This is a genomic window from Pseudoalteromonas sp. S1609, from assembly GCF_005887255.1.
GTDB lineage: Bacteria > Pseudomonadota > Gammaproteobacteria > Enterobacterales > Alteromonadaceae > Pseudoalteromonas.
The window spans coordinates 1-239 of sequence record NZ_PNDJ01000172.1 but is presented as its reverse complement, the minus strand read 5'-3'; the positions used below and the strand labels follow the sequence as shown (position 1 = coordinate 239).

At 41.4% G+C, this 239-nt stretch carries 1 protein-coding gene; it reads right to left on the bottom strand.

What is annotated here, in order from left to right; all coding sequences use genetic code 11:
• Positions 1-239: TonB-dependent receptor domain-containing protein (locus CWB76_RS19290; protein ID WP_138609728.1), on the bottom strand; the 239-nt coding region annotated here is incomplete at both ends.

Here is a 239-nt window from a genome sequence, read left to right as displayed (position 1 = left end):
TTCTGAATCAGCAACGGTTACTTCATCACCAAATAAGATACGACCTTGAAGACTTGGTGCGCGGAAACTGTTAGCAATACGGCCATACCAGTTTACGTCATCGTTGATTTTGTAGTTAGCTGATAAATCCCAGCTTACGTGATCATCGCTAACATTTTTTTCGATATAAGTCGCTGCACCACCAATTGGACTAAGCGTGCGGTTAGCTGAGAATTCTTTCTCATCATCTGAATAACGAA